The organism is Rhizobium sp. PAMB 3182 (assembly GCF_052908355.1).
In genome coordinates this window covers 2,800,533-2,824,550 of record NZ_CM128607.1, presented here as the reverse complement: position 1 = coordinate 2,824,550, position 24,018 = coordinate 2,800,533, and the positions used below count along the sequence as shown (strand labels likewise).

General features: G+C 62.2%; 21 protein-coding genes and 1 tRNA gene. 2 read left to right on the top strand and 20 right to left on the bottom strand.

Going from position 1 to position 24,018, the window contains the following annotated elements; all coding sequences use genetic code 11:
- Positions 1–38: 38 nt before the first annotated feature.
- The 4 genes from ACU5AZ_RS13675 to ACU5AZ_RS13660 all read right to left on the bottom strand — a co-directional run bounded on the left by ACU5AZ_RS13675 (position 39) and on the right by ACU5AZ_RS13660 (position 3,331).
- Positions 39–115, bottom strand: a tRNA-Met gene (locus ACU5AZ_RS13675).
- A gap of 191 nt (positions 116–306) precedes the next feature.
- The gene (gene mnmA / locus ACU5AZ_RS13670; RefSeq protein ID WP_446822898.1) at positions 307–1,503 is read right to left on the bottom strand and encodes a tRNA 2-thiouridine(34) synthase MnmA; all 1,197 of its coding nucleotides are present in this window, start codon (positions 1,501–1,503) and stop codon (positions 307–309) included.
- Between the two features lie 692 nt (positions 1,504–2,195).
- Positions 2,196–2,771: a helix-turn-helix transcriptional regulator gene (locus tag ACU5AZ_RS13665; RefSeq protein WP_446822897.1), complete on the bottom strand. Its 576-nt coding sequence runs from the start codon at positions 2,769–2,771 to the stop codon at positions 2,196–2,198.
- Between the two features lie 107 nt (positions 2,772–2,878).
- A complete protein-coding gene (locus tag ACU5AZ_RS13660; protein ID WP_446822896.1) occupies positions 2,879–3,331 on the bottom strand; it encodes a hypothetical protein in 453 nt (150 codons plus the stop codon).
- 251 nt (positions 3,332–3,582) lie between these two features.
- Between ACU5AZ_RS13660 and ACU5AZ_RS13655 the strand changes: the two genes are divergently transcribed.
- Positions 3,583–4,284: an SDR family oxidoreductase gene (locus tag ACU5AZ_RS13655; RefSeq protein WP_446822895.1), complete on the top strand. Its 702-nt coding sequence runs from the start codon at positions 3,583–3,585 to the stop codon at positions 4,282–4,284.
- Positions 4,285–4,494: 210 nt separating this feature from the next.
- Positions 4,495–4,704: a cold-shock protein gene (locus ACU5AZ_RS13650; RefSeq protein WP_261928843.1), complete on the top strand. Its 210-nt coding sequence runs from the start codon at positions 4,495–4,497 to the stop codon at positions 4,702–4,704.
- A gap of 129 nt (positions 4,705–4,833) precedes the next feature.
- Here ACU5AZ_RS13650 and ACU5AZ_RS13645 read toward each other — a convergent pair whose 3' ends face one another.
- The 16 genes from ACU5AZ_RS13645 to ACU5AZ_RS13570 form a co-directional block, all read right to left on the bottom strand.
- A complete protein-coding gene (locus ACU5AZ_RS13645) occupies positions 4,834–6,750 on the bottom strand; it encodes a HAMP domain-containing methyl-accepting chemotaxis protein (RefSeq protein ID WP_446822894.1) in 1,917 nt (638 codons plus the stop codon).
- Positions 6,751–6,925: 175 nt separating this feature from the next.
- Positions 6,926–7,945 carry an LLM class flavin-dependent oxidoreductase gene (locus ACU5AZ_RS13640; protein WP_446822893.1) on the bottom strand — a complete coding sequence of 340 codons (1,020 nt, stop codon included), beginning with the start codon at positions 7,943–7,945 and terminating at the stop codon, positions 6,926–6,928.
- Positions 7,946–8,137: 192 nt separating this feature from the next.
- A complete protein-coding gene (serA, locus tag ACU5AZ_RS13635; protein ID WP_446822892.1) occupies positions 8,138–9,733 on the bottom strand; it encodes a phosphoglycerate dehydrogenase in 1,596 nt (531 codons plus the stop codon).
- Positions 9,734–9,806: 73 nt separating this feature from the next.
- The gene (locus ACU5AZ_RS13630) at positions 9,807–10,985 is read right to left on the bottom strand and encodes a phosphoserine transaminase (protein ID WP_446822891.1); all 1,179 of its coding nucleotides are present in this window, start codon (positions 10,983–10,985) and stop codon (positions 9,807–9,809) included.
- Between the two features lie 241 nt (positions 10,986–11,226).
- On the bottom strand, positions 11,227–12,099 hold the full coding sequence (locus ACU5AZ_RS13625) for an outer membrane protein (protein ID WP_446822890.1): 873 nt from the start codon (positions 12,097–12,099) through the stop codon (positions 11,227–11,229).
- A gap of 233 nt (positions 12,100–12,332) precedes the next feature.
- Entirely contained in the window at positions 12,333–13,691 is a 1,359-nt protein-coding gene (glmM, locus tag ACU5AZ_RS13620; protein WP_446822889.1) for a phosphoglucosamine mutase, read from the bottom strand.
- Positions 13,692–13,882: 191 nt separating this feature from the next.
- Positions 13,883–15,826 (bottom strand): ATP-dependent zinc metalloprotease FtsH, encoded by a 1,944-nt coding sequence (gene ftsH, locus ACU5AZ_RS13615; protein WP_446822888.1) that lies wholly within the window; start codon positions 15,824–15,826, stop codon positions 13,883–13,885.
- Between the two features lie 118 nt (positions 15,827–15,944).
- Positions 15,945–17,243, bottom strand: coding sequence for a tRNA lysidine(34) synthetase TilS (gene tilS, locus ACU5AZ_RS13610; RefSeq protein WP_446822887.1), 1,299 nt, complete (start codon positions 17,241–17,243; stop codon positions 15,945–15,947).
- Positions 17,244–17,257: 14 nt separating this feature from the next.
- A complete protein-coding gene (gene ybgF, locus ACU5AZ_RS13605) occupies positions 17,258–18,253 on the bottom strand; it encodes a tol-pal system protein YbgF (RefSeq protein WP_446822886.1) in 996 nt (331 codons plus the stop codon).
- A 184-nt stretch (positions 18,254–18,437) separates the two neighbouring features.
- The gene (gene pal, locus ACU5AZ_RS13600; RefSeq protein ID WP_446822885.1) at positions 18,438–18,980 is read right to left on the bottom strand and encodes a peptidoglycan-associated lipoprotein Pal; all 543 of its coding nucleotides are present in this window, start codon (positions 18,978–18,980) and stop codon (positions 18,438–18,440) included.
- Positions 18,981–19,148: 168 nt separating this feature from the next.
- Positions 19,149–20,459 (bottom strand): Tol-Pal system beta propeller repeat protein TolB, encoded by a 1,311-nt coding sequence (gene tolB / locus ACU5AZ_RS13595; protein ID WP_446822884.1) that lies wholly within the window; start codon positions 20,457–20,459, stop codon positions 19,149–19,151.
- Between the two features lie 27 nt (positions 20,460–20,486).
- Positions 20,487–21,602 carry a hypothetical protein gene (locus tag ACU5AZ_RS13590; RefSeq protein WP_446822883.1) on the bottom strand — a complete coding sequence of 372 codons (1,116 nt, stop codon included), beginning with the start codon at positions 21,600–21,602 and terminating at the stop codon, positions 20,487–20,489.
- Between the two features lie 9 nt (positions 21,603–21,611).
- Positions 21,612–22,064 carry a protein TolR gene (tolR, locus tag ACU5AZ_RS13585; protein WP_446822882.1) on the bottom strand — a complete coding sequence of 151 codons (453 nt, stop codon included), beginning with the start codon at positions 22,062–22,064 and terminating at the stop codon, positions 21,612–21,614.
- A 21-nt stretch (positions 22,065–22,085) separates the two neighbouring features.
- Positions 22,086–22,808 (bottom strand): protein TolQ, encoded by a 723-nt coding sequence (gene tolQ / locus ACU5AZ_RS13580; RefSeq protein WP_446822881.1) that lies wholly within the window; start codon positions 22,806–22,808, stop codon positions 22,086–22,088.
- A 238-nt stretch (positions 22,809–23,046) separates the two neighbouring features.
- On the bottom strand, positions 23,047–23,493 hold the full coding sequence (gene ybgC, locus ACU5AZ_RS13575) for a tol-pal system-associated acyl-CoA thioesterase (protein ID WP_446822880.1): 447 nt from the start codon (positions 23,491–23,493) through the stop codon (positions 23,047–23,049).
- Positions 23,494–23,525: 32 nt separating this feature from the next.
- Positions 23,526–24,005, bottom strand: coding sequence for an NUDIX hydrolase (locus tag ACU5AZ_RS13570; RefSeq protein ID WP_446822879.1), 480 nt, complete (start codon positions 24,003–24,005; stop codon positions 23,526–23,528).
- Between the last annotated feature and the right edge of the window lie 13 nt (positions 24,006–24,018).

The window sequence follows — 24,018 nt, the reverse complement described above, 5'->3', positions numbered from 1 at the left end:
CGATTTTCAAATTTTTCTTTATTTTTCAGATAGTTGAATGGTAGCGGAGGAGGGATTCGAACCCCCGACACAAGGATTATGATTCCTCTGCTCTAACCTACTGAGCTACTCCGCCGGGTCTTGGGCCGTTAAAAAGGCGCCTCGCAGGTCGAAGCGCCGGGCCGTCAGGATTGGGGGCTTATAGGGCGGGCCGGGCTTGGCTGTCAAGCGCGAAAAGGGCAAAAAATCGCCTCTCCCAAGACCGGGAGGAAGAGCCCGCAAATGCGGGCTTTTCCGATGGTTGACTGCCTGCCCGTCCGATCCGGCTCAGGCGGCCACGGGGCGGGCGAGAAGGGCTTTCAGCGCCGCTTCGGCATCCTCGGAGCGTTCCGACCGGTCGATGAAGCCGCCGCCATAGACGCGCTCGTCGGCGCCGATGCCGGAATAGAGGACGCAGGCCTGGCCGGGGGCGATGCCGGCTTCGCCGATCTCGAGATCGACATAGACGCCGCTGTCGTCGGCATGCAGCACGGCGGGCGCCGGCGCGCGGGTGGAGCGCAGCTTGGCGTAACAGGCAAAGCCGTCCTTCGCTGCCTCCTCGAGCGTCCCGTCGCCGAGCCAGTTGACCTCGCGCAGATAGACCCGGCGCGTGTCGAGCGCTTCCTTCGGCCCAACGATGACGCGCCGGCCGCGGGCATCGAGATAGACGACGTAGAGCGGCTCGCCGGTGGCCACACCCAGGCCCTTCCGCTGGCCGATCGTGTAATGCAGGATGCCGTCATGCGAGCCGAGCACGCGGCCGTCGATATGGACGATGTCTCCGCCAAGTGCCGCATCCGGCTTCAGCTTGGTGATGATGTCGGAATACTTGCCCTGCGGCACGAAACAGATGTCCTGGCTGTCGGCCTTCTGGGCGACGACGAGGCCCATCTCCTGCGCCAGTTCGCGGGTCTCCGCCTTGGAGAGGTGGCCGAGCGGGAAGCGCAGGTAGTCGATCTGCTCCTGCGTGGTGGCGAAGAGGAAGTAGCTCTGGTCGCGGTCGCTGTCGACCGGGCGGTAGAGCGCACGGCGGCCGGCATCATCGGCCGTCGGATTGGGTCGCGAGCGGATATAGTGGCCGGTCGCCAGCGCATCGGCACCGAGTTCCTTGGCGGTTGCCAGCAGGTCGGCGAACTTGACCGTCTGGTTGCAGGAGACGCATGGGATCGGCGTTTCGCCGGCCACGTAGCTTTCCATGAACGGGTTGATCACCGTGTCGCGGAAGCGCGCCTCGTAGTCGAGCACGTAATGGGGAATGCCGAGCGTTTCGCAGACGCGGCGGGCATCGTCGATGTCCTGGCCGGCGCAGCACGAGCCCGCCCGGTGCACGGCGGCGCCATGGTCGTAGAGCTGCAGGGTGATGCCGAGGACGTCATAGCCCTCGCGCTTCAAAATGCCGGCAACGACGGAGGAATCCACGCCGCCGGACATGGCGACGACGACCCGGGTGTCTTCCGGCTTCTTGTCGATATCAAGTGTGTTCATCGGTTCCGATCCGCCAGTCCAGGTCAAGGTTGGATGTGAATCTGCATCATTTCGTCTTCACCGCCCTTCCCGGCATTTTCATGGCCCGGACGGCGGCGGCAGACATTGGCGGCTGATATAGAAGCGAATGCCCTGCCGCGCAAGGGCGGCGGGATTTTGCCTGCGATCGGCCACGCGTCATCCTTCACGCGCAGCGTCCTGCCGTGGTTTGAGAAGACAAGGACGAAGCGCTCGAAAGTGCCGCATCGAATTTATGTAAAGGTGGCCCTTTCGAGCGCCCCGTTCGGCGGTTTTTGTCCGCGGATCCCTCTGCGGCCATGCCTCGCGGCAGGGCCTTGCGTGCCTCCAAGGCACATCATTTCAGCGCATGTTCCCCAAGACACTTCGGTCTTCGACAGCATGCACAACCCGCCAGCACGCAACGGCTTGCGTCCTGTATGGTCCGGCATCGCATCCGGGACGTCTCGTTGGCGACGGGCTGAACCCGTCCAGACGTCACGGCCGCGGACCGCACGGGCCGAGGTGGACCGTTCGCAGACCCTTCGATGATGCAGCCTGCGTTCGCCGCAACCTCAAAGCGCCGGTTCCGATCACCGGGCACGCACTCCCGGCCTATCCATTCGGAACGCGATGAGCATAGCACGGGCGCCGGAAGCGTGAATTCACGGGGATAAGCCGGCGACCGGCGGACTTCAGGCGTCCTTCCCGACGACCGGCTCCGGAGTGGAAAGTGTGATCGGCCCGCCGATCAGTTCCTCTACGAAGAGACCGAGAAGCTGGGTGCGGTTGCCGACGCCGGCCTTGCGGTAGACGGCGGCCGTCTGTGCCTTGATCGTGCCTTCGCTCGTGCCGCGCAGCCGCGCCATTTCCGCCGTGCTCATCCCCTTGATGGTAAAGAGCGCCACCTCCGTCTCGGAGGGCGACAGCTGCCATTCGGCAAAGCGTTGCAGCATCAGCGCATGCATGGCGCCGGACGCCGCCTGAAGCTGCGTCTCGACATGAAGGTTCCGTCGCAGCAGGAAGAAGATGACGTAGACGCCGACGCCGATGCTGACCACGGCCGAGAGCGCCTCGGCGAGCTCGAACATCTCGACGACCTCCCACGGAATGTTGTCGTAGCCGCGAATGTCGTAGGCGATGAATTCGAGGATCAGGACGAACGACAGCAGTATCTGCGCCGAGACAAGCGCCAGCAGCAGGCGAAAGCGTTGCGCCCCGGCGATCGGCCGGTGCAATGGCCGCTTTCCGAAAGGGAAGAACCGCATCATGGAATAAGCCCCCCGACGTCGAAAACCACTCCCGGAAGGCGGATTTCCGGGAGTGGCCGATAGCGGCAAGTGTCCATCAACCTTTGCCGCTGTCAAACGAAATGACGTCAGTCGTCATCGCCGCCGTGGTCGTCGCCGCCACTGTCGTGATCCGAGCCGCTATCGTGGTCCGACCCGCTGTCATGGCCGGAATCGCTGCCATGATCGTCGTTGCTGTCGTGATCCGAACCGTCATCACCGTTATCGTCGTTGCCATCGTCATGGCTGTCGTCGCTGCCGCTGCTCGCCGACCGGCCGGAAGAGCCGGAGCGGCCGGCATGACGGTCCTCGCTGTCGGACTTGTCGCGCAGCACCTTGTCGAGGAAGGGATTGTAGACGACCTCGCGCTCGACCCCGCCGCTCTTCGCCTCGATCTTGTAGTTACCGAGAATGGTCCGCTTGACCTCGGTCACTTTGAATCCCTGCGACGCAAGACCGGCCAGCAGGTCGTCGACGGTTCCCGCCAGCGCCGAGCCGCACATCATGCCGAGCATGGCAAGGGACATCAGATTTCGTTTCATCCGCATCGGTTTTCCTCCCGGGTGTTCCAGGCCGCCGAATCGGGCAGCCGACGGGGAAAGCATCCGCAAGGACCGGCAGCCGGCATATTGGCCGGCGGCTTACGGGAGCCGAATAAACTTCGGTTTATGAAGAAAGTCCAAAGGCGCTACGCCGGAAGGCATTGATCGTCCTTCCGGATTTTCGCCTCTGGACAGGCGGCGCGATAACCGTGCAGAACGTCAGCACAACCGACGGAAAGAGGAGACGGACGATGAGCGAGAAGGTGGCACTGGTGACGGCGGGCGGCAGCGGCATGGGGGCTGCGGCGGCAAGACGGCTGGCGGCGGACGGTTATGTGGTCGGCATCCTCTCCTCGTCCGGCAAGGGCGAGGCGCTGGCAAAGGAACTCGGCGGCTTCGGGGTCACCGGCTCCAATCTTTCCAACGACGACATCAGCCGGCTGGTCAACGAGGCGATCGCCCGCCATGGCCGGGTCGACGTTCTGGTCAATAGCGCCGGGCATGGGCCGAAGGGACCGGTGCTGGAGATTTCCGACGAGGACTGGCACAAGGGCATGGATTTCTACCTGCTGAACGTCATCCGCCCGACCCGGCTGGTCACCCCGCTCATGCAGGCGCAGGGCGGCGGCGCGATCATCAACATCTCCACCGCCTGGGCCTTCGAGCCGGATGCCATGTTTCCGACCTCCGGCGTCTTCCGCGCCGGCCTTGCCGCCTTCACCAAGCTGTTTGCCGACAAGTATGCGCCGGACAACATCCGCATGAACAACGTGCTGCCCGGCTTCATCGACAGCCTGCCGGAAAAGCAGGAACGCCGGGACAAGATCCCGATGGGGCGCTATGGTACGTCGGAGGAAATCGCCGCGACGATCGCCTTCCTGGCGTCCGATGGCGGCGGCTATATCACCGGCCAGAACATTCGCGTGGATGGCGGTATTATGCGGAGCGTTTGAGCCACGAGTCGGGCAACGGCAAGCCTTTGCACGCAAAGTTTACCGACCGGATTGCCCAACCCCGGAAAATCACCTATATCAGCCACATCGAACATTGCTAGCGAACTTCCACGCACCGCTCCGGCGGTTGAAGATTTCCTCTCAAAATCGACCCATCGCCCGCAGGGTATCGCAGGCAACCAACAACGATTCGAATGAAAGGAAATCGTTATGAACACCGGTACGGTAAAGTGGTTCAACACGACCAAGGGCTACGGCTTCATTCAGCCTGACAACGGCGGCGCCGACGTATTCGTCCACATCTCCGCAGTTGAGCGCTCCGGCCTCGGCCAGCTCGCAGACGGTCAGAAGGTCCGTTACGAGCTCGTCACCGACAAGCGCTCGGGCAAGACCTCTGCCGGCAACCTGCAGGCCGCCTAATTGGCGCCAGCATCCGGTTTCGGATGCAAAGGTTGACGACCCTGAATACTGAAACGGCGCCCTTTCGGGCGCCGTTTTTGTTTGCACTGGCCACCGGCTCTGTTTGAGCCGGCATTGGCGATCCATCCGTCAGAACTCTTCCCAGTTGCCGCCACCAGCACCCGCTGCGGCCACCCTGGCCGGACGCTGAGCCATGGCCCCCGGGGACTGCGGGCGGGACATGGCCCTGGCCGTCTGACGCAGCGAGGAGGCCTGAACCGTTGCCATCCCGTCGAGCTGGAAACGGCTGACGAGGTCCTTGAGCCGCACGGCTTCCTGCGCAAGCGAGTTGGACGCGGCATTCGACTGCTCGACCATCGCGGCGTTCTGCTGCGTTGTCTGGTCCATGGCGTTGACCGCCTGGTTGACCTCCTGGAGGCCGGTCGACTGTTCCTTGGCGGACACCGCGATCGACTCCATGTGCTCGTTGATCGAAACGATGAAGCCGCAGATCGTGTTCAGCGCCGTACCGGCATCGCGCACCAGACGCACGCCGCTTTCCACCTCGACGGAGGAATTGCGGATCAGGTCCTTGATCTCCTTGGCCGCCTGGGCGGAGCGCTGCGCTAGCTCACGCACCTCCTGGGCGACGACGGCAAATCCCTTGCCGGCGTCACCGGCCCGGGCTGCCTCGACGCCCGCATTGAGCGCCAGCAGGTTCGTCTGGAAGGCGATTTCGTCGATGACACCGATGATGTTGGAGATCTGCTCGGAGCTTCCCTCTATCTTGCGCATCGCTTCCTCGGCGTGGGAGACGACGCCGGCGGACTGCGTCGCAGACGTATTGGCTTCGGCAGCGATAGACCGCGCTTCTTCGGTGCGCCGTGTGGAATTCTGGACGTTGGAGGTGATCTCCTCGACAGCCGCCGCAGTCTCTTCCAGCGAGGCCGCCTGCTGTTCGGTACGCCGCGACAGGTCGTTGGCGCCGGAGGCAATCTCCTGCGTGCCGACCTCGATCGCCTGGATGCTCTCCATGACGGATGTCAGCGTCGTGCCAAGCTGGCGGACGGACTGGTTGAAATCGTGCCGCAGCGGCTCGAAATCGGGGGAGAAAGGTTCGTTCAGCTGGAAGGCGAGGTCTCCGGCGGCGAGACGCTTCAACCCCGCGGCCAAACCGGACGTCGCTGCCCTAAGCCGCTCGGCGGCTTCTTCCTCGGCGCGCTGCTGCACGGCAACCCGCTCGGATTCGGCACGCTTCCGGTTCTCTTCTGCCTCCGCCTCCAGCCGCTTGTTTGCGATCGCAGCTTCGCGGAACACACCCAGGGCATGGGACATCTCGCCGATCTCATCCTGGCGCCCGGCGCCCGGAATTTCGATATCCGTATGGCCCTCGGTCAGGCGCCGCATGGCGGTCGACATGCGCGTCAGCGGTGCCGCGATCACGCGGGAGCCGAAGATGGCGGCGCCAAGACCGATGGCGAACGCGATCGCCAGCGCGATGTACGTGCCGAACTGGGCGGTGGAGGCAAGTTCTGATGCCGTCGCACCTTCGTTCTTGGTGTCTACTGCCATGTCGTCGACAGCACCCTGCAGTGCCTCGCCTGTGGCCTGGTAGGCGCTCAGCGCATCGCCGAAGAACAGCGCCCTTGCAGCCGCCTCATCGCCGGACTGGAAAAGCTTGTTGACCTCCTGCCATTTCGCCTCGGTCAAATCCCATTTGGCCCTGACGTCGGCGAAAAATGCCTTGTCGGCGTCGTCGACGAGACGCTTCTGGTATTCCTCGAAGTCCTTGGCGATGCGGGATGTTGCCTCCGCCAGAACGGTCGTGAAATGTGGACGCTGATCTGTTGGCGCGTTGATGACGCTGCTCTGTGCGATCCGGACATCGCCCAGATCCGCATTCATCTGACCCAGGAGAATAAAGGACGGAACACGGGTTTCTGAAATCAGATCGACGCTTTGGCTGATGCTGTCGAAGGAGCGTGCGGCGAAAAGGCCCTGCCCCAGAGCCACGACAATCATCAGCCCCGACATCAGCGTCAGCATCTTGGCAATCGTAAATTTCATAATACTAAAAGCCTCCGTTATTTCATGTGCCAGAACTACACACACATGATTAACGAAGGCATAAATTGGCAAACATCAAGTCTGCGAAAGCCTTGGAAAGATAAAGAAACAAACACTGCGCGAATTCACGTCGCGCCACAGGTATTGATTGCAAGATTAGGCTGACGGAATGAACTTACCGCCAGCCAAGCTCCGGCGCGACATACTTCAGCAATGCCTCAATTACGTGTGCGTTATATGCGACGCCGAGCTGGTTCGGGACAGTCAACAGCAGCGTGTCCGCTTCCGCCACGGCCTCATCCTCCTTGAGCTGCCGAACGAGCTGCTCCGGTTCCGCAGCATAGGACCGGCCAAAGATGGCGCGGGTGTTCGCGTCGATATAGCCGATCGAGTCCTGATCCTTGCTATGCCCGAAATAGGCCCGGTCCATGTCCGAGACGATGGCGAAGATGGAACGGCTGACGGAGACGCGCGGGGTCCGCGTGTGGCCGGCCTCTTTCCAGGCCTCGCGGTAGGCGCGGATCTGCTTGGCCTGCTGAATGTGGAAAGCCTCGCCCGTCTCGTCGTCCTTCAGCGTCGATGACTGCAGGTTCATGCCGAGCTTCGCCGCCCATTGTGCGGTGGCGTTGGATCCGGCGCCCCACCAGATGCGGTCACGCAGGCCATCCGAGTGCGGCTCGAGCCTCAGCAGGCCCGGCGGGTTCGGAAACATCGGCCGCGGATTGGGCTCGGCAAAACCTTCACCCTTCAGTACGTCCAGAAAGACTTCCGCATGCCCACGCCCCATGTCGGCGTCGGACGAACCTTCTGCCGGCACGTAGCCGAAATAGCGATAACCCTCGATCACCTGCTCGGGAGAGCCGCGGCTGATGCCGAGCTGCAGCCGACCACCGGAAATCAGGTCGGCGGCGCCGGCATCCTCGGCCATGTAGAGCGGGTTCTCGTAGCGCATGTCGATGACGCCCGTACCGATCTCGATGCGGCTGGTCTTCGCCCCGACGGCTGCCAGCAGCGGAAACGGCGATGCAAGCTGGCGTGCGAAATGGTGGACGCGAAAATACGCACCGTCAGCGCCGAGCTCTTCCGCCGCCACCGCCAGATCGATCGACTGAAGAAGGGCATCACCAGCCGAGCGCGTTCCGGACTGAGGCGAAGGTGACCAGTGGCCGAAGGACAGGAAGCCGATCTTTTTCATGGGGCAGAGTTCCGCGTGTAAATTTGACGTGTGCCCTTCTTGCATGAATTTGCGTAGCGATACAGGCGTAAGGCTGTGAACGCTGCGTCTTCGCCTGCAGCGCCTCGCACATTTCCGTGCCTCATGGAACGGGAAAACCCGGCACAGTTGCCTGCACCGGGTTCGCCCTTTGCCTTGGGAGGCTCTTGTTGATCAGTCGACGTTGAAGACGAGCTGCTTGACCTGACGGATCGCCTGGTTGGCGCGAAGCTTGTCCAGGACCGCTTCGTCGACTTCACCATCCACGTAGAGCAGAGCGATTGCATCGCCGCCCTGCGTATCGCGGCCAAGCTGGAAGTTGGCGATGTTGACACCAGCCGAGCCGAGCGTCGTGCCGATGAAGCCGATCATGCCCGGCACGTCGGTGTTGGTCAGGTAGATCATGTGCGGACCGACATCCGCATCCATGTTGATGCCCTTGATCTGGATGAAGCGCGGCTTGCCGTCGGAGAAGACGGTGCCGGCGATCGAGCGCGTCTGGTTGTCGGTCTTGACGGTGAGCTTGATGTAGCCGTCATAAACGCCGGACTTGTCGCGCTTGACCTCGGAAAGGATGATGCCCTTTTCCTTGATCATGATCGGCGCCGAAACCATGTTGACGTCGGCGACCTGGCTGCGGATGAGGCCGGCCAGAAGCGCGCTCGTCAGCGCCTTGGTGTTCATGGACGCCGTGGAGCCGTCGTAGAGGATCTCGATTTCCTTGATGGCGCTCTCGGTCACCTGACCGACGAAGGCGCCCAGCACATCCGCCAGCCGGATGAACGGCTTCAGGATCGGCGCTTCCTCGGCGGTGATCGACGGCATGTTGATGGCGTTGGAGACCGCACCCTTCATCAGATAGTCGGACATCTGCTCGGCGACCTGAAGCGCGACGTTCTCCTGCGCCTCCGTGGTCGAAGCGCCGAGATGCGGCGTGCAGACGACGTTCGGCAGGCCGAAGAGCGGGCTTTCGGTGGCAGGCTCGACCTCGAAGACGTCGAAGGCGGCACCGGCGACATGGCCGGACTTGATCGCTTCGGCGAGCGCCGCCTCATCGACGAGACCGCCGCGGGCGCAGTTGATGATGCGCACGCCGGGCTTGGTCTTCGCAAGCGCGTCCTTGCCGAGGATGCCGCGGGTCTTGTCGGTCATCGGCACGTGGAGGGTGATGAAGTCGGCGCGGGCGAGCAGCTCGTCGAGCTCGACCTTCTCGACGCCCATTTCCTGCGCGCGTTCCTTCGACAGGAACGGGTCGAAGGCGATGACGTTCATCTTCAGGCCGATGGCACGGGCGCAGACGATGGAACCGATATTGCCGGCGCCGATGACGCCCAGCGTCTTGCCGGTGATTTCGACGCCCATGAACTTCGACTTCTCCCACTTGCCGGCCTGGGTCGAGGCATCGGCGGCGGGAAGCTGGCGGGCAACCGCGAACATCAGCGCGATGGCGTGCTCGGCGGTCGTGATGGAATTGCCGAACGGCGTGTTCATGACGATGATGCCGCGGCGCGAGGCGGCCGGGATATCGACATTGTCGACGCCGATGCCGGCGCGACCGATGACCTTCAGGTTGGCGGCAGCCTCGATCAGCTTCTCGGTGGCCTTCGTGGCCGACCGGATGGCCAGGCCGTCATACTGCGGGATCAGTTCGAGGAGCTTCTCCTTGTCCTTGCCGAGCTTCGGCATGAAATCGACTTCGACGCCGCGATCACGGAAAATCTGGACAGCGGTTTCCGACAGTTCGTCGGATACGAGTACGCGAGGTGCCATTGCAGGCCTCCTTGGATGATAGTCGGAAAATGGGAAAGGAGAGGTGCCGCTCTTGGCGACACCTCGAAATCGGTCAGGCGGCAGCCTTGGCGAGCGACGCCTTCTGCTTTTCGAAGGCCCAGGCGAGCCACGGCATCAGGGCCGCCATGTCGGCGGTCTCGATGGTGGCACCAGCCCAGATGCGCAGCCCGGACGGAGCATCGCGGTAAGCGCCGATATCGACGGCGACGCCTTCCTTTTCGAGCGTGGAGACCATGCCCTTGGCAAAGGCGGCCTGCGCATCAGCGTCGAGGGCCGCAACATCGGCGTCTGCAATCTTCAGGCAGACGGAGGTGTTGGAGCGGGTCTCCGGCTTGACGGCCAGGTTGGCGATCCAGGCATTGGCGTCGACGAAATCGTGGATGACCTTGGCATTGGCGTCGGCACGGGCGATCAGGGCCTTGAGGCCACCGAGCGACTTTGCCCACTTCAGTGCATCGAGATAGTCCTCGACGCAAAGCATGGACGGCGTGTTGATGGTTTCGCCGACGAAGATGCCTTCGATCAGCTTGCCGCCCTTGGTCATGCGGAAGATCTTCGGCAGCGGCCAGGCGGGAACGTAGGTTTCCAGGCGTTCGACGGCGCGCGGGCTGAGGATCAGCATGCCATGGCCGCCCTCACCACCGAGAACCTTCTGCCAGGAGAAGGTGACGACGTCGAGCTTGGCGAAATCGAGATCCTGGGCGAACGCGGCCGAGGTCGCGTCGCAGATTGTGAGGCCCTTGCGGTCGGCCGGAACGAAGTCGGCATTGGGAACGCGGACGCCGGAGGTGGTGCCGTTCCAGGTGAAGACGACATCCCGATCGAAATCGACTTCGGCGAGGTTCGGCAGCAGGCCGTAATCGGCCTCGAACTTGCGGACGTCCTTGAGCTTCAGCTGCTTTATGACATCGGTGACCCAGCCGGAGCCGAAGCTTTCCCAGGCGAGCATGTCGACGCCACGCTCACCGAGCAGCGACCAGAGCGCCATTTCGACGGCGCCGGTGTCGGATGCGGGCACGATACCGATGCGGTAATCGGCGGGCACGTTCAGAATTTCGCGGGTAAGGTCAATGGCCTCTTTCAGCTTTGCCTTGCCGACCTTCGCGCGGTGCGAACGGCCAAGAGGGGCATCAGAAAGTGCGTCGAGCGACCAACCGGGGCGCTTCGAGCAGGGGCCAGAAGAGAAATGGGTATTGTTCGGACGGGTGTCCGGCTTAGCGAGCTCAGTCATTTGGCTATCCTTCCAGATAGAAAGCTCCTCGTTGGGGAGGAGTGTCCCGCCGCCGGAAATATTGGAAGGTCGGAGGCGAGTCAAGAGGCCGGTGCCGCAGCCAGAAAACAATTTGTCGCATCAGCCCCACGATGCCGCGGACAGGCCGCCGTTACGCCCTGCCCTGATTGGTCGACTGGCAAAAGAAAAGCCGCCCGGCGGAACCGGGCGGCTTGCAATGCATGTATCGAGGTCGACGATCTTACTTGTAGACCGGCGGCTGGGCCGGGATCTCGACCGGCGGCACGTAGGCAACTTCGTTGTTGCAGGCATTGAAGGTGTAGCGCAGACCGGCGCGGACTTCGTGCTGGTCGATCGACTTGTGGTAGCCCGGGCCGCCGTTGCTGGCGTAGCCGAACATGTTGCCGCCGTTGACGTGCTTGTAGCGGTAACCGATGTCGGCCTTGAGATTGCAGGTCAGGTCGACTGCGGCACCGGCCATGAGCGCGTACGAGAAGCGCCAGCCGCCGCCGCCACGGTGGGTGACGGTGTCATCGCAGCCATTGGTTCCGCTGTCATCGCAGGCGGTGTTCTTCAGGTCGCCCCACTTCACATACGTGCCGCCGATACCGCCACCGACATAAGGCGTGACGGAATAGTAGGTACCGAGGTCAACATAGGCGTTAGCCATCAAGCTGTAGGCGGTCAGCGACGATATATCTGTAGACGTACAAGCGTTTTCGCAGGCAGTACCCGCCGTAGCGCCACCGGAACTATGCGTCGAACCGCGGAACTTGCTCTTGAACAGGTAGTCGAACGTCAGGTCCGTACGGAACATGTCGTTGACCTGGTAGCCAACGCCAACGCCGGCGGTGAAGTTGTCGTGCAGGTCATGCTTGTCGAAGCTCGCATAGTCGGAGCTGTCGCCGCCCTGGAAGAACTTCACGCCGCGCAGTTCGTTGAAGGAGTAGCCGACGTCGCCGCGCAGGTACCAGCCGCTGGCGGCGGCAACCGTGACTTCCGGGGCTGCTGCCGGCTGATAGACCGGCGCCTGTTCGGGTACGTAGAGGTCCGCAGCGGCCACAGGCGCGCTCAATGCTGAAACAGCCATCAGGCTGGCAAGTACGATCTTCATGGCGTTTACTCCAAATCCATAACGCATTGGCCAGCCCACACGCCTGCCAATCTCCTGTACTGTGGTTAAGAGTGGAGCAAAAAGGTTAAATCGTTACTAACCACGTTGATTCACCAGTTCTATTAACAAAGAACTGATCCCGCCTGTTGATTTCCTTGGAAAATAACAATGCACCAAGACAAAAGGCCGGCGAAGCGCCAGCCTTTCAACTTCAGGATGTGTGCAAAAAGCGCTTACGCCGCGCTGCTGCGGACGTCGGCTATGACGCCGGCGAGGTCGTTGACGATCCGCTCGATCTTGGCGCGGTCGTCACCTTCCGCCATGACGCGGATCAGGGGTTCGGTGCCCGACGGACGGATGACCAGCCGACCATTCTTCGCCAGTTCGCTTTCCGCATCGGCAATCGCCTGAAGAACGTTCTTGTCCTCCAGCGGCTTCATTCCGGGTGCGGTGCGGACATTCTTCAGAAGCTGCGGCACGGCGTCGAAGCGATGGCAGACCTCGCTGACCGGCTTGCCGGTGCGCTTGACGCAGGCGAGGATCTGCAGCGCCGCAACCAGTCCGTCGCCGGTCGTGCCGTGATCGGACAGAACGATGTGACCGGACTGCTCGCCGCCGACATTGAAGCCATGCTGGCGCATGTGCTCGACCACATAGCGGTCGCCGACCTTGGTGCGGGCGAGGTTGAGCTTCTTCGATTTCAGGAACCGTTCCAGGCCGAGGTTCGACATGACCGTGGCGACGATGCCGCCACCTTTCAGCATCTGGTCCGCAGCCCAGGTTTCGGCAATCGCCGCCATCAGCTGGTCGCCATCCACGATCTGACCGTTCTCGTCGACGATGATCACCCGGTCGGCGTCTCCATCGAGCGCGATGCCGATGTCGGCGCGCACCTCATGGACCTTCTTCTGCAGCGTTTCCGGATGCGTCGACCCGCAGGCGAGATTGATGTTGACGCCGTTCGGCTCGTTGCCGATCGACACGACGTCGGCGCCCAGTTCCCAGAGCGCCTGTGGGGCGACCTTGTACGCCGCGCCGTTGGCGCAATCGATTGCGACGCGAAGACCGGTCAGCGTTACCTCACGCGGCAGCGTACGCTTGACGAACTCCACGTAGCGGTCCTGGACCCCATCGACACGCTTGGCGCGGCCGATATGATCGCTGTCGGAAAGCTGGCCGCTCAAATCCTTGTCGAGCAGGTCCTCGATCCGCGCCTCGATCTCGTCGGACAGCTTGTAACCGTCCGGGCCGAAAAGCTTGATACCGTTGTCCTGGTAGGGATTGTGCGATGCGGAGATCATGACGCCGATGTCAGCGCGCAAAGACCGGGTCAGCATGGCGACGGCCGGCGTCGGGATGGGACCCAGAATGAAGGCATCCAGACCGGCAGCCGTGAAGCCCGCCACCAGCGCATTCTCCAGCATGTAGCCGGACAGGCGCGTATCCTTGCCGATGACGACGCGGTGGCGATGATTGCCGTTGCGAAAAATCGTTCCGACGGCGATGCCGACCCGCATGGCCACCTCCGGCGTCATCGGAAACACGTTCGACTGACCGCGGATACCATCCGTTCCAAAATAACGACGTGCCATGAATGCTCCTAGTATTGCAAATGATCTGCGGCTCAGCAGTAACGCTGCGAGCGAAGCGCTGTAATGCCATAAAACCCGGCAACGGACACATAAATTAGCATCAAAATTGATTATATCCCGTTACCAAAAAGTGAGGCCGCTCCCACCTTGCGGCGGACGCGGCCTCGTCATTTTCAAAAAGTGCGGTCGGGTCAGTGCGGCTGCGGCTCGAGACCGCTATCGGGCTCCTCGCCGTTGGCCTCGGGTGTTTCACCCTTCTTGGCGCCCGTCTGCGGGACGGCGGAACCACGGCTCGGCGGCGTGTCGTCACCGAGGTCGCGAGCCGGCTTTTCGCCGCGCAGGAGCGCCTTGATCTCTTCGCCCGTCAGCGTCTCGTATTCGAGCAGGCCTTCGGCAAGCGCGACGAAGCCGTCATGCTCGTCGGAGATGATGCGGTGCGCTTCCTTGTAGGCCTCGTCGACCAGGCGACGGATTTCGTCGTCGATCTTCTGGGCCGTCGCCTCGGACACGTTCTGCGATTGCGAGACGGAATGACCGAGGAACACTTCCTGCTGGTTTTCGCCGTAGGCAACCGTGCCGAGCGCGTCGGAAAAGCCCCACTGGGTGACCATGGCGCGGGCAAGCTTGGTTGCCTGCTCGATATCCGAGGCCGCACCCGAGGTGATGTTCTCCTTGCCGAAGGTCAGTTCCTCGGCGACGCGTCCACCCATCATGATGGCGAGACGCGAGACCATCCACTTGTAGCTCATCGAATAGCGGTCGCCTTCGGGAAGCTGCATGACCATGCCGAGCGCACGGCCTCGCGGAATGATCGTCGCCTTGTGCAGCGGATCCGCGATCGGCACCTTCAGCGCAACGATGGCATGTCCGGCTTCGTGATAGGCGGTCAGCTTCTTCTCGGCCTCGGTCATGGCGGACGAGCGGCGTTCCGCACCCATCATGATCTTGTCCTTGGCATCCTCGAACTCGGCCATGGTGACGACGCGCTTGTTGCGCCGCGCCGCCATCAGCGCCGCCTCGTTGACGAGGTTCATGAGATCGGCGCCAGAAAAGCCGGGCGTACCGCGGGCCAGGACGCGAAGGTCGACATTCGGCGCCAGCGGCACGTTGCGTACGTGGACCTTGAGAATACGCTCGCGGCCAACGATGTCCGGGTTCGGCACGACGACCTGGCGGTCGAAGCGGCCCGGACGCAGAAGCGCCGGATCGAGCACGTCGGGACGGTTGGTCGCGGCGATCAGGATGATGCCTTCATTGGCCTCGAAGCCGTCCATTTCGACCAGCAGCTGGTTCAGCGTCTGCTCGCGCTCGTCATTGCCGCCGCCGAGACCAGCGCCACGGTGACGACCGACAGCGTCGATTTCGTCGATGAAGATGATGCATGGCGCATTCTTCTTCGCCTGCTCGAACATGTCGCGCACGCGGGACGCGCCGACACCCACGAACATTTCGACGAAGTCCGAACCGGAAATGGTAAAGAAGGGCACGTTCGCCTCGCCTGCAACCGAGCGGGCCAGAAGCGTTTTACCCGTACCCGGAGGTCCGACGAGCAGCACGCCGCGCGGAATGCGTCCGCCGAGGCGCTGGAACTTCTGCGGGTCGCGCAGGAATTCGACGATTTCCTCGAGATCCTGCTTGGCTTCGTCAACACCGGCGACGTCGTCAAAGGTGACGCGGCCATGCGCTTCGGTCAGAAGCTTTGCCTTGGACTTGCCGAAACCCATCGCACCGCGCGAGCCACCCTGCATCTGCCGCATGAAGAACAGCCAGACGCCGAAGATCAGCAACATCGGCAGGAATGTGCCGAGCAGGCTGAGGAAGCCGGACGAGCCATCGGAAGGCGCACGGGCGTTGATGGTGACGTTCTTGTCCTCGAGCTTCGTCATCAGGTTATCGTCGATAACCGGAGCGTAGCTCTGGAACGTCGTTCCGCTCTCATTGTAGGTGCCGAGCACCTGCTGGCCGGTAATGGTCACGTCGCGGACCCGGCCGGAGTCGACATCACGCAGGAACTGCGAATACGGAATTTCGCGCGAACTGGTCTGCGCCGGTGCCGACTGGAACATGGTGAACAATGCGATCAGCAAGAGCGCAATGATCACCCAGAGAGCGACGTTTCTTACGTTAGGGTTCATAGAACTCCCCGAATTGCAACGGCCCGCATTGGCGGAACCTCAAGACTTGGCCTTAACATAGGAGTGCGCTACGCCGTTGCCAAGGCAAACGCAATCCCAAGCTCGTATTTTCCGGCACTTACCCTTTCACCGGCGATCCAGCATAAGGCCCTCGCCCGAAATGGATGGCTAAAGTATTTGCCAAAATGCAATCGAATCCTGGCAAAAAGCGGTCGAAAGGCGAAAGAATGCTTTCGATCGAGAATGACGCATCCGCCGGGCCTGCCACCTCCGGCAGCACGATGGACGCCTCCTGCGCGATCTGCCTTGGCAGGTTGGCGAAAGCGGCCGGCACTCCATGCTCCTTGCCGGCGGCCTTTACCGAAACCTCCCTGCAGCCGAGATTGGTCACACGGAAACGCCCGTCCCAGACCCTCGACGCGCCTACCGGAACGCAGATCTGCGGCAGGTCGCGCCGCTCTCGCAGCATGTAGAGCCCGTCACGCCGAAAATCGAACAGGACCCGGCCGGCACTCCATCTCCCCCGCCCTTCGGCGCGATAAGTGTCGACAATGGCATCGAGGCTCGTCGATGGCGGCATGAAAGCCCGACCGCCGAGGATGGCCGCCAGAACGCCGACAAGATAGCGAAGCGGTTCGCGGTCGGATGAACGCGCCTCCCAGGGAAGGAATGCCACGACATTTGCAAGGACCGTCAAATACTGCTCCGCGACGCCGGCGGCGGCCACTGAGACCTGTGACCTTGCAGCAGCATCGCAATTATCGGTCACGGCCGGCGGACGCTCAGCAAGGCTTCTGCGCACCCGCACCCGTTCGTATCCGTCATCATCATTTGAGGGATCGTCGCTCCAGCCGATCGACATGGCTTCGAGCATCGCGCGAATATCGGCACGCCGGCAGATGAGGAACGGCCGGAAGACCCACAGGCGCCGGTCGAACAGCATGGCATCGGCGATGCCGGCAAGTCCGGCGTTCGAGGCCGCGGGATTGCGTGCCGCGCGCATCGCTATGGTTTCGGCCTGATCGTCCGCCGTGTGGGCGGTCACCACCAGATCCGCGCCCGCCTCGTCCGCCATGTCCGCCAGGAGTTCGTAGCGGGCCTCGCGCGCCGCTTCGGAGAGTGCCGATGCGGGCTTTTCCGCCTTCCAGGCGCGCAGCAGATGGGGAATGCCGAGACGCGCGCAAAGCGCTGCGACGGCCCACGCCTCGTCAGCAGCTTCGGGACGCAGGCGATGATCGACAGTTGCAGCGGAGAGCTTGATACCGAGCCCCGGCCGCTCCCGCAAAGCCTGATGAAGGGCGACGAGGAGGCCGGTAGAATCGCTGCCGCCGGAGACGGCCACCATGATGGAGGCACCCGACGGCACGCGTGTCAGAAAATCGGAAGCGGCGGCAGTCGGCGGCGTTGCGTCGGTCAACAGCGATGGCCTCGTCAGCAGCTCAGGCGCTTTTCCTCGCTGGCAAGCTTCTGCATGACGGCGCGCGATGCCTTGGGATAGCGTTTGCTCACTTCGTGATACGTCGCGCAGGCGGTATCGACATTGTTGAGTGCAGCAAGCGACATACCAAGTTTCAAGAGCATTTCGGGAGCCTTCGGCGAGGTGCCGTAGGTCTGGTGTGCGGCGAGGAAGGTCTTGGCCGCGTCGTTATACTTGCCCTGCGAAAACTGCGCTTCGCCGAGCCAGAAGCTGGCATCAGCCGCCTTCGGCCCTTCCGGATAGGTCTCAAGGAAGGTCTTGAACTCGGATTCGGCCGAGGTGTAGTCGCCGCTCAGCATATGCTCGTAGGCAACCTGGTAGGCATCCTTCTCGCCAAGCGAAGCGGTCGCCTGGGGATCAGTCGCAGGCGGTGCGGGGGCATCGTTGCCGGCCTCGTTGACCGGCTTGCCATCCTGAAGGAGGCCGGGGTTCATGCTGTCGCCGACGGGATTGCCATTGGCGTCGAACTCGATCGAGCCAAGGGTCGTTTCGCCCGGAGCCGTGTTCGGCTGGCCGGTGCTTGCGGCAGGCGGGTTGCCGGCGGGATCCACCGGCTGCTCGATGACATTGGCGATCTCGTCCTGCTTCCTGGCAGCATCGCCGGCGGCCGGCGGCACATCCGAAGGCTCGAGGCTGGTCTTCTTCTTGCCACCGCCTTCAAGCTCCTGGAACCGGAATTCGTTGTCTTCCTGGGTCTTGCGCATCTGCTCCTGCATCTGCAGCAACTGGAAGCTCATGTCCTCGATCTTGCCGGTCAGCGTCCGCACCTGGTCTTCAAGCTGCTGGAGGCGGATTTCGGCGTCCGAGCTTTGGACACGCGTGACGTTCGGCGTGGCGGTACTTTCGTGATGGAAAAGCTTGCCGAGCGAAAACGGCTGAGCCGCGGCGCTGCCCTGGAAGGCGGTCAATGCGGCGAGGCTGACGGCCCCCGCCACGATAAATTTCTTCATTTTGATCGTCCTGTAATCCTCTGAGAGCCCGGTAACGAAATGGCACATCGCCTGCTTCGTTCCATGCGGAGAGTTTTCCAATTGGCGTCAAAAAGCAACCGGAGTGCGGCCAAACTATGGAGAAAAAAGAAAGGCGGCCCGAAGCCGCCTTTCAAAATCCGCTTTGGACCGGCAATGACGCCGATCAGTTGCTGGGGCCGCCGTTGAGTACGGTAACAGCACGGCGGTTCTGCGACCAGCAGGAGATGTCGTCGCAGACGGCGACCGGACGTTCCTTGCCGTAGGAGATGGTGTGCATGCGGTTGCGCTGAACACCGCGGGAAGCGAGGTATTCCATCACCGCCGTCGCGCGGCGGGCGCCGAGCGCAAGGTTGTATTCGCGCGTTCCGCGTTCGTCGGCATGGCCTTCGATGGTGATCGCATACTGCGAATAACGCTGCAGCCACTGGGCCTGACGGTCGAGCGTCTGGCGGCCATCGGCGCGGATTTCGGTCGAATCCGTGTCGAAGAACACGCGGTCGCCGACGGAGACGGTGAACTCCTGCTGCGAGCCCGGCGCACCGGCCGCGCCATTCGCGCCACCGAGGCCGAGGTCGGAAGCGTTGTTCGGCAGGTTCTTCTTGGAAGCACAACCGGCGAGAGCGAGAGCCATGGCAAGTGCGATGACTGCGGGGTTGCCGGCAAGACGCTGCATGCGGCTCGGGGCGACGGTATAGGTGCGGCTCATGGCCGGTCTCCTTGGCGTTTGAATTAGAGTTGCCAAACTCTAACAATCTTCAGTTAAAGGCCGATAAAGGGATATGGTTAACAGAATACTTCCAACCCGCCTCATGCCCTGAGTTTCAAGGGATTGAGGCAGAAAAGTGACGGACCCGAAATGGGCCCGTCCTGTCCCCTATTCAAGCAGCGGCGACCAAGCCGGGTCGGATGCATAGTTCGGCGTCTTGATCTCCTGCTCGTTGTAGCCGGTCAGGTCGATCGAGTAGAGCTGCGGGCCCGCAGCACCGGCGTTCTGGCGGAAGAACATGATGACGCGGCCGTTCGGCGCCCAGGTCGGACCTTCATTGTGGAAGCCGGTCGTCAGGATGCGTTCGCCGGAGCCGTCCGGCTTCATCACGCCGATCGAGAACTTGCCGCCGGACTGCTTGGTGAAGGCGATCAGGTCGCCGCGCGGCGACCAGACAGGCGTGGAATAGGAACCCTCGCCAAAGGAAATGCGGTGCTGGTTGGAGCCGTCGGCATTCATTGCGTAAAGCTGCTGGCGGCCGCCGCGATCGCTTTCGAAGACGATCTGCTGGCCATCCGGCGAATAGGACGGCGACGTGTCGATTGCCGAGGTACTGGTCAGGCGCGTCGTCGTGCGCGAGCTCAGGTCCATCGTGTAGATGTTGGCATTGCCGCCCTGCTGCAGGCTCATGATGACGCGGCGGCCATCCGGCGAGAAGCGCGGCGCAAACGTCATGCCGGGGAAATTGCCGACCACTTCACGCTGTCCTGTCTCGAGCTGGAGAAGGTAGACGCGCGGCTGGTCGCCGGCAAACGACATGTAGGTGATTTCCTGGCGGTTCGGCGAGAAACGCGGCGTCAGCACGATCGAGCTTGCATCCGTCAGCATGCGGACGTTGAAGCCGTCCTGGTCCATGATGGCGAGCTGGCGCTTGCGGTCGATCTTCGGACCGCTTTCCGACACGAAGACGATGCGGGTATCGAAGTAGCCCTTTTCACCGGTGATGCGCTCATAGATCGCGTCCGCGATGATATGGGCGACGCGGCGCCAGTTTTCCGGCTGGGTGAAAAACTGCTGGCCGGTCATCTGCTGGCCGGCAAACGTGTCCCACAGGCGGAATTCGGCGCGCAGACGCCCGTCGGCTTCGCGCGTGATCCGTCCCGAGACCATGGCCTGGGCGTTGATCACCTTCCAGTCGTCGAAGCGCGGGGCGACGTCCGGATTGGAGATCTTCTCGATAAAGGCCGACTTGTTGATCGGTGCGAACAGTCCGGAACGCTGCAGGTCGGCAGCGATGACGCCGGAAATCTGCGCGCCGAGTTCGTTGTTCGAAACGAAATCCGTCACCGCGATCGGCAGCGGCTCGACATTGCCCTTGTTGATGTTGATTTCAACCAGGGCAAAAGCCGGCGTGGCGATACCCGAAACCAGGGCGAGCATAACGCAGGCGAGGAAACGGGACAGGGAGCTTTTGAACATTTTCGTGCGGGCCTTCTTGTGGAAAGGTTACAACATACTCGACGGATCGAAGTTCACGATGACTTCAGACCAGGCGTCGTACTTGTCGCGGGGCAGGTTCTTGAAAGGCGAAGATTTGAGGATGGCGCGGCGCGCGCCGCTGGCAAGCACCCGGCGGGCATTGTCGCTGCCGCCGCTGGCGTCGACCACAGGCTCGCCGACGACATTGCCGTCTTCATCCAGGTTCATGTGGACGCGGATGGTGACGCCTTCGGCGCCTTCCAGGCCGGGAATGATCGACCAGTTGTTCTGGATCTGGCCACGCAGCGCGTCCATTTCGCTCTGCGAGAGGGTCGATCCGGCCGTCGTCTTCTTGCCGCCGAGCGCCGCCTGATCGGTCGAGCGCTTGGCGCCGCCGCCGGCCGGGTCCTGCTTGTTGAGGAGAGCAGCCACCTCGTCAGCGTTGAAATCGCTCTGCTTGGTCGACTTGGCCTTTGCCTTCTCCTGGGTCTTCTCGGCGACCTTGGCGTCGGGCTTCTTTTCGGCGGGCTTCTTCGCGGTCTCGGTCGGCTTCTTTTCCGGTTCTGCCGGCTTTTCAGGCTTCGGCGGCTGCGGGCGCGAGGCCGGCAGCGGCACGCTGTCGGGCAGCACGGCGAGATCGGATTCCTGCGGCGTGGTCTCGGCAGGCTGCGGGGTCGGCTGCGGCTCAGGCTTCGCGACCGGCTCCGGCTTGGGCTCCGGGATGGAAGCCACTTCCTTCGGTGCCGCGACCGTGTCTTCCTTGATGATGTCCTTGATGTCGTTCTGCTCGTTGTCCTTGGTCGGCAGAACCTTGTCGACCTTCTCCGGCGCGGCGGCGGAATCCTTGTTCTGCGGGCGCTTGTCGGGGGTCGGAATGGATTTCAGATCGACGGAGTTGTCGCCGATGTTCTGGGCGTTTTCCACCGGGTCCGGACGGCTGGTCGGGGTCGGCGCGGCGCGCTGTGCCTTAGGCGCCTTCTCGTCACCCTGCTGAATCTGGGTGATCGATTCAACCGGGATGATGTCGACGGGCAAAGCTTCGACGTCCGCCACTTCGAATGACTTCGGCGCGCTCAACGTAAACAGCGCCGCAGCCAGAAGAAGGCAGTGCAATACCGCAGATGTGACGAGACTGCCCTTCATGTAACCCTGTTACTTGTCCTGTTCCTGAAGCGTGACGAGGCCGATATTCTTGAACCCCGCCGACGAAATGCGCGCCATGACCTTCATGACCGTGCCGTATGCCGCAGCGGTGTCGCCGCGCATGTAGATGCGTTCGTCATAGCCGGTGGTGGCGATCGCCTCGAGCTTCGGCACGACCTCGTCGATCGAGATCGGTGTTTCCTGGAGGAAGATTTCACCCTTGGCGTCGACCGAAATGGTGATCGGCTGCGTGTCGGAGTTGAGCGCCTTCGCCTGCGTTTCCGGCAGGTCGATCGGCACGCCGACGGTCATCAGCGGCGCGGCGACCATGAAGATGATCAAAAGCACGAGCATTACGTCGACGAGCGGCGTGACGTTGATTTCGCTGACCGGCGCGTGACCACGCCCGCCGCGGCGGCGTCTTCCGCCCTTCCCGCCCTTGGCGCCTACGGACATTCCCATATCGTTACTCTCCCGGTTCCCTTATTCGGCCGGCTGGCGGGGCTGCAGCTTCTCGTCGATCTGCCGAGACAGGATAGACGAGAATTCATCCGAAAAGCCTTCCATGCGCGCCGTCAGCTTGTTGGCGTCGGAGGAGAACTTGTTGTAGGCGATAACGGCGGGGATAGCGGCGACAAGGCCGATCGCCGTCGCCAGCAGCGCTTCGGCGATACCGGGCGCAACAACCGCAAGGTTGGTCGATTTCGAGCCGGCGATGGCCTGGAACGAGGTCATGATACCAACGACGGTGCCGAACAGGCCGATAAAGGGTGCGGCCGAACCGATGGTCGCGAGAAAGCCGAGACGACCTTCCAGATGCTCCGCCTCGCGGGCGAGCGTCACGTCCATCGCGCGGTCGATACGCATCTGCAGTCCGATCGGCGAACGGGCGCCGCGTTCGAACGACTTCTTCCATTCGCGCATCGCGGCGACGAAAATCGCGGCAAGGCCGGTATTGTTGCGTTCCGCGAGCGTCCGGTAAAGTTCTTCAAGCGACTGGCCGGACCAGAAGACCTGCTCGAACTTGTCGTACTGACGCCGGGCCTTGCCGAAGGTGACATACTTGTCCATGACGATCGCCCAGGTCCAAACCGAAGCGCCGACAAGACCAAGCATGACGAGCTTGACCACGATGCCTGCCTGCAAAAACAGATGCAGCAGGCTGACTTCGCCACCTGATGCTGCTGCCAGACCGACCTGTTCCATATATTCAACCCCTTGAATCCAAACGCCCGGCGGGACACCGGGCGGCTCAAAAAGAAATCCTGCGAGAATGACTGACTATGCCGCCGCCTAAGAGCCTTCGCTGCTCATAGCCCTTTTTGCCAGTAATTTTGGTCAAACGAAGGCGCAAATCGCTAGAATCCTAACGTTTCTACTTAGACACAATTATGGTTAACAAAGCGTGGACGCGCAAATTTTGCAGCCCAGCGAGGCCGACGGATTAAACCGTAACGTTCATTTGTGTCGCAAGTTCGTTCGGCAGCCGCCGCGGCCGGCCTTTCGCGTTGATGACCGCAATGATGACCTTCGCGGCAACCAGGACCGTCTCGCCGCGCCTGACCTCCTGGGCAAGCACCATCTTCGCGCCGCCTGCCTTTTCCGTGCGGGTGACGACCGTCAGGATGTCGTCCATGACCGCCGGTCCCTTGAAATCGATCTCCATGCGATGGACGACGAAGGCGAGCCCCTCCTCATCCGCCGTCATCAACGCCGACTGCTCGACGCCGAGACAACGCAGGTAATCGGTCCGGCCGCGCTCCATGAAATGCAGGTAGCGCGCGTGATAGACCCGGCCGGAAAAATCCGTGTCCTCATAGTAGACGCGCTGGGTCAGATGATGCACGCCATCGATGATGGCGCCGGAAATGGGAACGTGGTGGTCGGTCATGCGATCGTCCGTGGCGAAGAGCGCAGGCCTTGTCAAGTCGGGTCGTGGCGGATCACGTGCAAGGAGCTCTCCGGCAAGCGATCAATGTGCCCAGCCAGGAAATCGGGCACGACATTGGCCTCCGTCATCGCATTCTTCTTTGCCGCAACCCATCGAAACTCCACATCGACCCCATCATGAATACGATGAACCACCTCCGAAGGATGAAACGGAAACGGTACGGTCAATGCGATCAAGTAGATCAGCGAAAGCTCATGCGCCGACTTGCCGCGCCAATCAAAGAAGCTTTCGACCGAAAACAGCAGGCGGGAAATGCTGATGTCGCGATCGAGCTCCTCCTGCATTTCGCGTATCAGCGTCTGTTCCGACGTCTCGCCGATTTCAGCCCGCCCGCCCGGCAATGCCCAGAAATCGTCTCCCACGGCGCGCTGAACCAGAATGTGGTCGTCCTGGATCAGTAGCCCTGCGACACGGAAGGAAAAGAGGCGCGTATCCTCAGCGATCCGGATCATCCGCCGCTCGGGC